This window comes from Hahella chejuensis KCTC 2396, assembly GCF_000012985.1.
GTDB lineage: Bacteria > Pseudomonadota > Gammaproteobacteria > Pseudomonadales > Oleiphilaceae > Hahella > Hahella chejuensis.
The window spans coordinates 1,314,279-1,326,098 of record NC_007645.1; the positions used below are offsets into that span (position 1 = coordinate 1,314,279).

At 54.0% G+C, this 11,820-nt stretch carries 14 protein-coding genes; 7 read left to right on the forward strand and 7 right to left on the reverse strand.

Annotated elements, in window-relative coordinates; all coding sequences use genetic code 11:
• Nucleotides 1-9 precede the first annotated feature (9 nt).
• On the forward strand, nt 10-888 hold the full coding sequence (locus tag HCH_RS05840; protein ID WP_011395239.1) for a helix-turn-helix domain-containing protein: 879 nt from the start codon (nt 10-12) through the stop codon (nt 886-888).
• 10 nt (nt 889-898) lie between these two features.
• Here HCH_RS05840 and HCH_RS05845 read toward each other — a convergent pair whose 3' ends face one another.
• Nucleotides 899-1,078 (reverse strand): hypothetical protein, encoded by a 180-nt coding sequence (locus tag HCH_RS05845; protein ID WP_011395240.1) that lies wholly within the window; start codon nt 1,076-1,078, stop codon nt 899-901.
• 187 nt (nt 1,079-1,265) lie between these two features.
• Here HCH_RS05845 and HCH_RS05850 point away from each other — a divergent pair, with 187 nt between their 5' ends.
• The gene (locus tag HCH_RS05850; protein ID WP_041598451.1) at nt 1,266-2,402 is read left to right on the forward strand and encodes a glycerate kinase family protein; all 1,137 of its coding nucleotides are present in this window, start codon (nt 1,266-1,268) and stop codon (nt 2,400-2,402) included.
• A 7-nt stretch (nt 2,403-2,409) separates the two neighbouring features.
• Here HCH_RS05850 and HCH_RS05855 read toward each other — a convergent pair whose 3' ends face one another.
• Entirely contained in the window at nt 2,410-3,024 is a 615-nt protein-coding gene (locus HCH_RS05855; RefSeq protein WP_011395242.1) for an FMN-dependent NADH-azoreductase, read from the reverse strand.
• 138 nt (nt 3,025-3,162) lie between these two features.
• On the opposite strand from HCH_RS05855, the gene HCH_RS05860 reads away from it, so the two are divergent.
• On the forward strand, nt 3,163-4,152 hold the full coding sequence (locus tag HCH_RS05860) for a LysR family transcriptional regulator (RefSeq protein WP_011395243.1): 990 nt from the start codon (nt 3,163-3,165) through the stop codon (nt 4,150-4,152).
• On the opposite strand, the gene HCH_RS05865 is transcribed toward HCH_RS05860, so the two are convergent.
• The gene (locus HCH_RS05865) at nt 4,112-4,969 is read right to left on the reverse strand and encodes a LysR family transcriptional regulator (RefSeq protein WP_011395244.1); all 858 of its coding nucleotides are present in this window, start codon (nt 4,967-4,969) and stop codon (nt 4,112-4,114) included. The two genes, HCH_RS05860 and HCH_RS05865, sit on opposite strands and share 41 nt — an antisense overlap.
• A gap of 106 nt (nt 4,970-5,075) precedes the next feature.
• Here HCH_RS05865 and HCH_RS33585 point away from each other — a divergent pair, with 106 nt between their 5' ends.
• Nucleotides 5,076-5,279 (forward strand): RSP_7527 family protein, encoded by a 204-nt coding sequence (locus HCH_RS33585; RefSeq protein ID WP_148212490.1) that lies wholly within the window; start codon nt 5,076-5,078, stop codon nt 5,277-5,279.
• Here HCH_RS33585 and HCH_RS05870 read toward each other — a convergent pair.
• Nucleotides 5,244-5,735: a hypothetical protein gene (locus HCH_RS05870; protein ID WP_158304929.1), complete on the reverse strand. Its 492-nt coding sequence runs from the start codon at nt 5,733-5,735 to the stop codon at nt 5,244-5,246. The genes HCH_RS33585 and HCH_RS05870 overlap by 36 nt on opposite strands.
• A gap of 164 nt (nt 5,736-5,899) precedes the next feature.
• Between HCH_RS05870 and HCH_RS05875 the strand changes: the two genes are divergently transcribed.
• The gene (locus HCH_RS05875) at nt 5,900-6,193 is read left to right on the forward strand and encodes a hypothetical protein (protein WP_011395246.1); all 294 of its coding nucleotides are present in this window, start codon (nt 5,900-5,902) and stop codon (nt 6,191-6,193) included.
• A gap of 197 nt (nt 6,194-6,390) precedes the next feature.
• On the opposite strand, the gene HCH_RS34975 is transcribed toward HCH_RS05875, so the two are convergent.
• Both HCH_RS34975 and HCH_RS05885 read right to left on the reverse strand, forming a co-directional pair.
• A complete protein-coding gene (locus tag HCH_RS34975) occupies nt 6,391-7,401 on the reverse strand; it encodes a CobW family GTP-binding protein (RefSeq protein ID WP_011395248.1) in 1,011 nt (336 codons plus the stop codon).
• A gap of 110 nt (nt 7,402-7,511) precedes the next feature.
• Nucleotides 7,512-8,498 (reverse strand): helix-turn-helix transcriptional regulator, encoded by a 987-nt coding sequence (locus tag HCH_RS05885; RefSeq protein WP_011395249.1) that lies wholly within the window; start codon nt 8,496-8,498, stop codon nt 7,512-7,514.
• 196 nt (nt 8,499-8,694) lie between these two features.
• Here HCH_RS05885 and HCH_RS05890 point away from each other — a divergent pair, with 196 nt between their 5' ends.
• Nucleotides 8,695-10,725, forward strand: a complete 2,031-nt coding sequence (locus HCH_RS05890) for a TonB-dependent receptor domain-containing protein (RefSeq protein ID WP_011395250.1) — start codon at nt 8,695-8,697, stop codon at nt 10,723-10,725.
• Between the two features lie 126 nt (nt 10,726-10,851).
• A complete protein-coding gene (locus HCH_RS05895) occupies nt 10,852-11,139 on the forward strand; it encodes a DUF2218 domain-containing protein (RefSeq protein ID WP_011395251.1) in 288 nt (95 codons plus the stop codon).
• A 324-nt stretch (nt 11,140-11,463) separates the two neighbouring features.
• Here HCH_RS05895 and trxA read toward each other — a convergent pair whose 3' ends face one another.
• Nucleotides 11,464-11,790 carry a thioredoxin gene (gene trxA / locus HCH_RS05900; protein ID WP_011395253.1) on the reverse strand — a complete coding sequence of 109 codons (327 nt, stop codon included), beginning with the start codon at nt 11,788-11,790 and terminating at the stop codon, nt 11,464-11,466.
• Nucleotides 11,791-11,820: the final 30 nt, after the last annotated feature.

Genomic DNA, 11,820 nt, shown 5'->3' on the forward strand with positions numbered 1-11,820 from the left:
GTTAAGTCGATGCGGAAGATGAATAAAGGCGTGCCGGAAATCGAGTTGACGGACCGCAGCGCGGGCACCGTGCGTTATATCGAGCATGGGTTCCCCAGCGATTTGATTCGCTGGCATGTGCACGAGGAGTACGAGCTGCACTTTATCGTCGCCACCACCGGTAAAGTCTTTATCGGCGATTATGTGGGGCTGTTTGGGCCGGGGCAGTTGATTCTGACCGGGCCCAGGCTGCCGCATAACTGGATCAGCAAGAATGACCCTGAGTCCGAAGTGGAGCTGCGGGACATGTTGCTGCACTTCAATCACGACACCATTGAGCAGGGCATCAAGGTCATTCCCGAATTGAGCCAGTTGCTGCCGATGCTGGAGCGTGCGCGCTCCGGCATCGAATTTATCGGCGTCGACCTTGATGAGGTGCGCAGCCGCTTCGCAGAGATACGCGACGCTACCGGGCTGGCCCGCATCGTGTTGTTTTTTGATTTCATGAATGAACTGGCGGCCTGGCCGAATTACCGCATGCTTTCCACCATGCAGATCAACTCCAAAGCGAACGAAACCATGCAGCGCAAGATCAATACGGTGGTGGAGTATGTGATCAACAATATTGAGTCGCCGATCAGTCTGCAGGAGGTGGCGGAATTGGTGGGCATGACGGACAGTCACTTCTCGCGTTTTTTCCGCAAGGCCACCGGCAATCGTTTTGTGGAGTTTCTCAATCGTATCCGCGTCAGCCGCGCGTGCTGCCTGCTGGCGGAAACCGATGAACAGGTGGCCAGCATCTGTTTTCAGGTGGGCTTCAACAATGTGGCCAACTTCAATCGGCGCTTTCAGGAGTTGAAGGGGCTTACGCCCAGAGAGTACCGGCAGCAGGCGACCCAGCGTTTTTAGACAGGGCGCGCTACTCGTTCTCCACCTTCGCCCTGACGGCCTGGATCTCCTCCAGTTTGACTTTCAATATGGCCTCCAGCTTGATGAGCTTTTCAAGCGTGTCGACGTCTTTTTGCCGTTCATACAGTTGCGTGACGGTGCGGGTGATTTCATTGAGAATCGGATGCAGCTTTTCGAACTCCTCAGCCATGGCGTGTCCTCCCATGCTCTGAATAAAAAAAACTCATACTAATTTTATAGAAGCAGAACGACGCTTTCGCCAGCGCAGGGTAAATGTCGTCTGGTTTTGAAAACAGGGCGCAAGCGTATCGCGCTTTCGTCCTGGCATGGGAATGGCTAGGCTTAGTCGGTCACCTTTTCTTATGCGGAAACAAATAATGAAAGTTCTGATTGCTCCAGATTCGTTTAAAGAATGTTTGTCGTCGCAGGAAGCTGGCGCGGCTATTGGACAGGGCGTACTGCGCGCGGCGCCTCACGCCCATTGCGAAGCCATCCAGATCTCCGATGGCGGCGAGGGTTTTGTTGCAGCGATTCTCGCCAACAAAGGCGGGCATGAACGCTTCGTGACGGTGCGCGATCCGTTGGGAGAGCCAGTGTCCGCAATGTGGGGGCTGTTGGAGGATGGCGCTACGGCGGTGATAGAAGTCGCTGCGGCGACAGGCCTGCATTTATTGTCGCGGGCGCAGCGCAATCCTTTTCTGGCGGGCAGCTGGGGCAGTGGTGAAGTCATTCGCGATGCGTTGGACGCCGGCGTCAGACGCTTCATGATCGGACTCGGCGGCAGCGCCAGCAATGACGGCGGAGTGGGGATGCTTATGGCGTTGGGGCTGCGCGCCTTGAAATCAAATGGAGAACCTATCGCTCCTTGCGCGCGAGGGCTGAGTGAATTGGCGAGCCTGGACTACAGCGGACTGGACCCACGCTTGCGCGAATGCGACATCACCATCGCGCTGGATGTGGATAATCCCCTGTGCGGTGAACAGGGCGCGTCAGCGGTTTTTGGTCCGCAAAAAGGCGCTACGTCCGCTGACGTGCAGGAGCTCGATCGCTTGCTATCCCATTGGCTGGCGTTGAATGAGCAGGTGTTGGGACGAGAGCTGGGGGCGATACCCGGCGGCGGAGCGGCGGGAGGACTGGGAATGGCGTTTATTGGCGTGCTTGGCGCTCAAGGACGCAAGGGCATTGATCTAGTGCTGGAGCTAAGTGGATTTGATGACAAGTTAAAGGGAGCGGATCTGGTGTTTACCGGGGAAGGCTGTATGGATAGTCAAAGTCTGCGAGGCAAAGCGCCACTGGGCGTGGCGCAGAGAGCCCAAAGAGCAGGCGCGCCCACCATTGCCCTGGTTGGCGCGCTTTTAGGTGATGCGACGGCGGCGCGAGCCATGGGATTGACTGCTGTCTTTCCCATTGCGCCAGGGGCGGTCACGCTGGACCAGGCCCTGGCGAATGCCGCCGCCAACCTGCGTCGCAGCGCGGAAAATGCGACAGCCTGCTTCCTTGCTGGACGAGGCTGACGAACTCTTAAGCAGCGGCGACTTCCGTCGCCGCGGCGATTTGTTGTTGCGCGTCGGCCAGAATGGACTCCGGGTCAACCATGATGCGGTCGGCGTTGATAAAGGTCACATCCTTGATGCCGATGAAGCCCAGAACCTGACGCATATAGGCGGAAACAAAGTCTGCCGCGCTGTTTACCGGGGTGCCGCCAGTGACTGTCACCACATACGCCTTTTTGTTTTCCAGCAATCCAACCGGACCCTGCTCGGTATAGCGGAACGTGACCTGCGCGCGGCAGATCTGGTCGATGTACGCTTTCAAAGTGGCGGGGACGCTGAAGTTGTACATAGGCACGGCGATAACCAGCGTGTCGGCCGCCTGTACTTCCTCGATCAGGCTGTCTGACAGCGCCAGCGCCTGGTTTTGCGCTTCGGTGCGTTGATCCGCCGGAGTGTAGCTGGCGCCGATCCATTCTTCCGTGACAAAAGGCAGTCCACCGGACACATCACGGGAAACCACTTCCGCGCCAGGATTGGCGGCGATTAACTGCTCGGTAAGCTGCTGCGCAAGCTTGCGGCTCATTGAACTTTCCGCACGGGCGCTGCTGTCGATTTTGAGAATGCGAGTGATTGGCTGACTCATGGAATATCTCCTGAATGTTTGGCTGTCGTTTAGATGGGCTCACTATATTTGTTGAGATAAAAGGGATAAACATGGTTGTCAGGAAAATTCTGTTGCTAAAATAAGAACAATATTGCGACAGATGTCAGGAGAAAGATCATGAGTCGTTTTGAAGAAATGCAGATCTACGCCAAAGTGGTGGAGACCGGCAGCATCACCCGCGCGGCGCAGGTGCTGGATATCGCCAAGTCGGCGGTCAGCCGCAGACTGGCGGATTTGGAGGCGCGCCTGGGGGTGCAGTTACTGGTGAGGACGACCCGCAAGCTGACCCTGACTGAAACCGGTCGCAGTTATTACGAGCGCTGTTTACGCCTGCTGGAGGATCTGGCGGAGCTGGAAGAGTCGGTGACCAGCGAGCATAAGTCCCTAAGCGGAAAGCTGAAGATCGCAGCGCCGTTCACATTCGGGATGATGCACCTGGGCTGTGTTTTCAATGACTTTATGCAAATGCATCCGAACCTTAATTTCGATATCAATTTTAATGACCGCCAGGTCGACATTGTGCAGGAAGGGTATGATCTGGCCATACGTATTGGACGCCTGGTGGACTCCACGTTGATCGCCCGTCCGATCTGCAAAATACATACGGTCATCTGCGCCAGTCCCGCTTATCTTGAGAAATTCGGCGAACCTAAAACCCCGGAAGAGTTAACCCAGCATCGAGTGATCCATTACTCCAATCTGCCAAACAGTATCTGGCGCTTCTGGAACAGCAAGAGCGAATGTATCGAGGTGAATGTGAATCCCTGGCTGCAGGCCAACGCGGGCGATTATCTGCGGCAAGCGGCGGTGAACGGTTATGGGATCGTGACGCAGCCTAATTTTATTTTGTACAAGGAAATCGCCAGCGGCGCCCTGAAACCCATTCTGACGGATTACCAGTTGGTGGAGGCGAACGCGTACCTGATTTACCCCCACACCCGACATCTTTCTCATCGGGTGCGCACTTTTGTGGATTATGTGCTGGAGCGCTTCAAAGGAACGCCATACTGGGACCGTCCCCTTAATGAGTTCTGCGAGAGCGCAGGCTGTCCGTCTCCCTCCGACTTCAAGCCGCGACCGGAGGACGCGGCGCCAGCCATGAAATAAAGAATTCAGCCAGCCTGGAGCTGCCGCGGGTTTGCGCTACGACGAAAATCTCCGGCAGTTCGGGCAGTCCTTCCTCCGGTCCCACCACCCGGGTTCCCGGTTGCAGCGCGTGCTGGGTGCGGGCGCTGACCGCCAGGTTGCCGCGCACCGCGGACATCAATGCGTTGAGATTGTTGGTGGTGTACGCTTCCTGCCAGACAATGCCCGCGGCCTTCAGCGCCTTTTCACTGATTGAGCGAAACTGACAGGGCGTAGTGAAGTTAGCCATGCGCAAAGGGATGCCGGGATCAAATTGAAACTTGTCTGAGGCCACCCACACCATCTTCGCTTTGCTGAGCACTAACTCGTCCGCGGAGGGGTCCTGAGTCAGACGGATAATGCAGTCAAACTCCTCCTGTTCGAACGCGTTGTGCAGGTGCATGCTGGACGCGGAACGCACGTTAAGTTTTATCAGGGGATATTGCATAGCAAACTTGGACAGCTCGTTGGTCAGGTCGCCGTCCACCAGGGAGCGGGAAATGCCAATCGTCAGCTCGCCTTCAAACTGCACGCCCTGAATCGCTTTCAGGGCTTCGTTTTGCAAGTCCAGAATCTTGCGGGCGTAAATCAGCATGGTTTCGCCTTCTGGCGTCAGCTCTTTGCGCCTGCCCACGGTCTTGAACAAGGCGACGCCCAGGCGTTCTTCCAGGCGGCTAAGCTGCATGCTGACGGTGGATTGGGTTTTGAACAGGCGTTCACTGGCGCGCAGTACGCCGCCGCTGTCCACAACGGTAACGAAGGTTTGCAGTAATTCCGTGGAAATATCAGGTAGCTTCATATATCAAATATCTTGAACTATATGATCATTAAATATTGATTTTTATGAATCATAGAGCGAACTAAGATGAAATAAAAGTTCAGTACAGATCCAAGAGGGTATGAGTATGAAAGCTCTGACTATGGCGCAAGTGTTTCTGATGACGGAAGCCGCTCGGGAAGATCCCGCGAAGAAAGCCCGTACCGTGGACTATCGAATTGAAGAGGATGGAAGCATCGATTATCGCTACTACATCAATCGGGCCCATGAGATGCGAGCCGAATATGCGCGCTCTTTAGTGAGTAAGTTGTGGAGGAGACTGCGTGGTTGAGCTGAGTTTCCAGTCTACGGGAACGTCTTCCATCGCCAATCTGCCGTCTTTGTCGCTGGAATAGCGGATTTTGACAGCGCCGCCTTCCACGACAAAGCGCATCGGCCATTTAACGATTTTTCCTTCCTGACCGTATTCCACTGGGGATGAAGCCAGCGCCTTCTGTAAAGGTTGTCCGCAGGCGTCAAAGGTCGCAGGGGGACTGAACAGGGAAATATTTTCTATTCTGTCCGGCCAGCCGCTGACATGAAGATATAGCTCATAAACGTTATCACCGATTTGCTGGGTCTCCAGCAATTCGTAGATATTGCCGAACAGACATTCCTGCGAAGCCGCGTTGCCGCGGGTGTTGGCTTTGAAATACAAAGCAAGGCCCATCGCGGGCAATATCACCGCCAGCACAGCAATTAGTTTTGAATAGTTCGAAATCCCCATGCCTTCATCATGCGCCTTCACCGACTAGCGCTCGTATGTTAGCAGAAACAATTAGGATGAGGCGTCTCCTCAGCATTAAACTGGGTTAACCTTTGGCGCAGTATGAACCTGGGCCGTTACCCGTACGTCTGTTCGTATAATGTCGTACTGTTGACGCACTGTTTGTAGAGGTCTGATCCGGCGTTATGGATTTACTGAGAGTATTGTTGTCGCTGACGGTATTCGTCGGCGCGGTTATCGGCGTTGTAAGCCAGTTCACCTATGGATTTAACGGCTGGATACTGGCCGCATCTATTGCAGGATTTATCCTCGCTCACTATCTCTGGCCAAGTAAAAAACACCGTCGCGGCGATAGCGGTTGGCTGGATGCTTTGGATTGGCTGGAGTTCATCATCGACATTGGCTTTGAGCTGGTCATGCTGCCATTCCGCCTTATCCGCGCGCTGTTTCGCGACGGGGATGTCGGCGTCGATTTGTAGGAAAGCTCTAGAGGAGGCGGTCGAGTATTCTTATCCGGGCGCGTACATTTCCCGCTCCGGCGATCTCCATATCGCTTATACATGGCGGCGTAAGACGATCAAGCATGTGTCCTTCACCGCGGGGGAGCTACGGGAGCTGATGGATGCGGTCTGATTTTTTGCTCTTTACAAAGCGGCTTTATCTTGGCCTTGTGTGATTAGGTCGTTGTTTCACTGATCAAAATATCGTTTAGAAGTGTTTCCAGGCTTTCCACTTCCAAAGCCTGACGGTCGATGACTTCGATACGACTATCCGGCGCTTCGGCGACGGTATAAACGGTGACGCCGCCATTCTCTGCGTTGATGACCGCCGCTCCCTCCGTTGTGCGAAACACGCCTTTGCAGCGCTCCACATCCAGAGAGTAGACCAGGTTCAGCACTTCTTTCATATCAAACAGGTACTTGGGAGAGAACACCCATCCGCAGCTGAAATAGCCGTCGCCGCGATTTTCTTTGCGTACGATATCCTGTTTGGGGGCGAGAGCAATGTCGATGAATGGCAGCTTGCTCTCTGGCGGCGCCGGAACGCTATAGTCGCTGGGAGCGGCCGTATGTTGCAACCAGCTCGGATCTACGCGTCCGTGCTTAATCCAACCGATGGCGTCTTCATGTAAGTCTGGTCTGGTCGTCTTTACCCACTCGTAAAACGCCTGCTTGTCATCCTCAGAGCATAAGTCGGTTTTATTGGCGACAAGTATGTCGGCAACCTGAATCTGCTTCCTGAAATTCTCGTTCTCACTATAACGCGTGTCGTTGATCTTCCTGGGGTCCAGCAATGTCATGGTGGCCTGAATGCGTACGATGTCCCGATAATGCTCGCCGTTAAGCGTGGCGATGATTTCATCAGGATGCCCCAGGCCGGTCGGCTCGATCAGCAAGCGGTCGGGCTTGCGCGCCAGCAACATATTCAGCCCGATCTGCATGGGCAGGCCGTTCACGCAGCACATACACCCGCCGGGAACCTCTTTCACCAGCGCGCCTTTGCTGGAAAGAATGGCGCCGTCGATGCCGACTTCTCCGAACTCATTTACTAATACAGCCCAGGTTTCATTGGCGGGCTTTTGGTCCAGAAGGTGAAGAATGGCGGTGGTTTTTCCGGCTCCCAGGAAGCCGGTGATAATACTGGTGGGGATTCTGTTAGGCACTGCGTTCTGTTCTTGGGTTGGCATTATGCGAGTCCCTTTGCGTCGTCGGTCCGTGGAAACGGGTGTTATGTTATAACAACTCTTTCCCCTGGGCCAGACGCAATGAACCTGTAATTTCTCCGTCCGAATAAACCCTACAATTCCCCGGGAGTGGCGCCGAAGGCGCGTTTAAAGGCGGTGACGAAGTTGGAAGGGTGGCGATAACCTGCTTTGTAAGCGGCTTCTCCAATACTCAGTTCTTTTTTCAGCAATGCATCGCGCGCCGACTCCAGTTTTCGTTGGCGCACGTACTCGAAGACGGTGCGTCCGTAGGCGTTCTTAAAGCGACGTTGGAGCGTGCTGACGCTCATGCCGACTGCTGCAGCGGTCTCCTCCAGAGAGTCGATAGTGTCCAGATGCGCTTCAATGAATTCACGAGCGGTAGCGATTCGCCGGTTATCCTGAGGTTTTAGAGTTTCGAAGGCGTCAGTACGCGGCTTGTTGATGTGTTGAGGCAGCATCAGCATGCCGTCGCTGAGTAACTCCATCGCGCGACTCTCAATATACAGGCTCAGGAGCAGATGATTGAGAGGGGGAGGATTGAGGATCTGTTCCGCCAGCGCGATCAGGCGGGTTGAGGCGGGCCATTTGGCGAAGATCACGTCCTCGCTGAACAGTTCCTCCATGACAAAAGGCGCAGCGCCTTCTTCTTGGCTTCTGCATTCCAGCCACTCCCGGCTGACGGAAATATTTACCTTGGTCAGGCAGCGATTGGCCCTGAGGCGGCGATGAAAGGTCTGATGCCTGGGGATGGACAGGGCGAAACATTCCGGACCTGCGCCGCCCGCTTCAAAGTTGCTGTCGCCGAGGTCAAAGTCCAGTTTGCCTCTTAGAATGACCGATAGCGTTAGTTTGGGCGGCAGCTCCATGCTGGTGGACAGCGTCTGCAGCTCTTTGAGGTCGCTAAGGTGCACGGAAAGGCCGGACGGATAACTGGTCAGCGCGAAGCGTCCTTCCATGATCGCGTCCTTGTGATGAGACTCCGAATACTCTATTTGCTGCCGGTAGCCTGCGTCGTTTGCCAGTCTGATCAGCTCGTCCGCATCAATGCGGGGGGCGCTCGACTGAGCCGCGTTTACCATGTGGCGATACCTCATAACGTTTCGACGATTTTGCATAAGCATTGAGCCTTAATCATAGCCCATGTTAACGATAATATAATTGATAATAATTCTCATTAATATATCCCGGCGCTCAGTGATTGCATCCGGGCGGCTTTTTGTCGTCTGGAGCGTTATTGCGCGCGGGTCCGGCTGGCTCTTAATTAGAGGTATTGAAATGTCCTTTCATGTTGTCCAAAGGTTAGCGCGTTCCGCCCATATTCCTTTCCCTCCCGCCAAGTTGCCGCTTGCATTGCGCTGCGCGTCTCTGGCGGTGGCTCTGACGCCGGTCGCCGGCGCCGTCCAGGCGGAGGAAAGCACCAACCTGGCGCCAGTGACAGTATGGGGGACGGAGGTGTCCAGTTCTTCCGTCTATCTGGGGGAAGAAGATATCTCCATCAAGCAGGCTGACCACCTCAGCGACCTGTTGCGGGACCAGCCTGGCGTGGAAGTGGGTGGCACTCATTCCGTCAACCAGCGCATCAACATCCGCGGTCTGGACGATACTGATCTGGATATCCGCATTGACGGCGCCAGCCAAAACAACTTCATGTACCATCACATGGGCAATCTGCTGATCAACGCGGATATCCTGAAGGCGGTGGATATTCAGGTCGGCGCCAACTCTATCGTTCATGGTGGTTTGGGGGGCGGCGTTAACTTTGAGACCAAAGACGCGAAAGACTTGTTGAAGCCAGGTCGCGACTTCGGCGGTAGGCTGTCTTTCTCTCACTTCACCAATGACGCTAATCAGGGCTCTCTAACCGGCTATGGAAAGCTGGGCGACAGCTTTGACTTCCTGGCCTATATGCTGGTGAATGACCGAGATAATCCCGAAGATGGCGATGGTGTTGAGAACGTCGGCAATGACGGTAAAATCAAAGACCATTTGATCAAGCTGGGTTACGACATCGGCGAGTATGATCGTCTTGAGTTTGGTTATGGCGCATATCGGGACGAAGGTAATTACACCTACCGTCCGGATATGGGGCCGGCGACGAATACGACTATTCCCGGTAGCTCATTACCCTATCCAACGGAATATAACCGTGACACTTACACTCTGAACTACGACATGGATCGCGGCGATCTGCTGAACATGCGCGTGAGTCTGTCTCACAATGTACTGGATCTAAGGCGCGATGAATCCATCGTATCCGGCGGCATCATCGAAGGAGAGGCGATCAATTCGGGAGTCAACGCGACGGCGCAGACGTTGACCGAAGCATTTGGCTTGGAACACTTATTCACCTATGGCTCCGATATCCTGCGTCAACAGGGTATCTCCTACAAAGATGGAGAGCAGTTAACTAAAGAGAAGGCGTTGAATATCGCCCTGTTTGCAGAAGATCGCGTCACGTTCGACAGTGGCCTTTCTATAACGCCTGGCGTCAGGGTTGACCGCTATAACCTTGATTCCGTCAATGCAGATAAGACTTATACGGAGCTGTCTGGCGCGCTGGCGGTTGAAATGCCCGTAACGGATGCGTTAAGTGTTCGCGTTTCCACGACTCAGACGTTTAAAGGGCCTGAGTTGTCGGAGATCTTCAATAACGCAGGGGGGACCAAAACACCTAATCCAGATATCAGGCCCGAAGACGGTCATAACGAAGAGTTTGGCGTTAACTACTTTAAGCCTGACGTATGGGGAGCTAAGTCAATCGCCGCTGGCGTGACTTTATACCGTACGAAGATCCATGATGTAATAGAAACTGGCGACATGGATGAAAATGTGGGAACCGCCGTTATCGATGGTTATGAAGCCAGCTTTAAGTACTCCTTGACCGACCTTTCCCTGATGCTGACCTATGCTTCCATGGACTCGGAAGTGCGTCGTCATGATGGTTCGATTACACCGCTGGATCGAGAAATTGGAGACACTATAGGCGTTATCGTAACTTACTATGTGCCCAGTTCTGATCTGACGTTTGACTGGAACGCTCAATTCGTATCCGAGGAAGACAACGTTGCCGAAGGCTCGGAAAATAAAGAAGGTTATCAAGTGCATAATGTGTCTATGCAATGGTTGCCGAAAGGACAGCTTGATGGTGTGGCGGTGACTTTCGGTATTGAAAACCTGTTTGATGAGCTGTACACCGCTCACGCTTCACGTACTGGTATAAGCAATCACCCTAGATTTGGTGAGCTGTTGTTGAATGACTACGAGCCAGGCCGTAACTACAAATTGACGTTGGCGTACTCGTTCTAATGCCTGCGTAACAAGGACGCTTATCAGTGATTTCGGCGACGGGGCGCTTTGCGAGGAACTTCAAAAAGTAAGCCCCGGATCGTCGGCTCTCTGTGTTGACGGTCTTAACATAAGAAGGAAAACCCTATGCTTAAATCTGTCGCGACAGTACCCACAGGCTCTGCGAGCCTGTACCTCAACAAACTTTGCAAACACTTTCGCCATAAAGTGCCGGCGGAATGGGACGATCATGAAGGACGGGTGCAGTTCAAGCCCGGTACTTGCGTGATGAAAGCCGATCAGGCGACGCTGGAAATGGTTTGCGAGGCGGAGAACGAGGAAGCGCTCGGCGTGGTTCAGTATATTCTGGACGATCACCTGGTTCGCTTTGCGCGTAAGGAAGAAATTCAGGTTCACTGGCGTCGCATCGATTAAGCCGGTAAGTGTCTTATCAATATGGCAATGATATTGGCATGTTAATAATCAGGCGCATGGATGCGCCTGCGCGGCGGCAAGCCGCGGGAGACAGGGCCTGACCTGTGCAGGCCCTGTCGTTGCAGACAAATGGAAGGAAGCTATTTGTCTGCCTGATTAATAGCAGTATTACGCGTTCGTCCTGCGTCTTCCGGGCGGCGCGTTTTTTCGTTTGTGGAGGCGCGCCTATAACGCAGGGTAAAGAAGCCGCCGAGTTGCTGGGGTGAGAAAGCGTAGCGGATAAGTTAAAAAGGGAGCAACAGAGAGTTGCTCCAAGAGGGGGTACTAAATCGCTTGCGCAACAAAGTTCTTCAGCTGGGCCATACCGACCGCGCCGCTGTGATTAGCCACCGCTTTGCCGTTCTTGAAAACAATCAGCGTGGGAATGCTGCGGATGCGCATTGCGCCTGCGACCGCCTGATTGTCATCAACGTTGACTTTGACGACCTGGATGTCGTCAGCCATCTCTTCCGCCAGTTCATCCAACACTGGCGCAATCGCCCGGCAGGGGCCACACCACTCAGCCCAAAAATCCACTAATACCGGTTTGTCTGAATTGATGACGACGTCTTTGAAGTCTGCATCGGATATGTGCTTTACGAATGCGCTCATGGTTCACCTCAAGTCTGAAACTGTGTAACT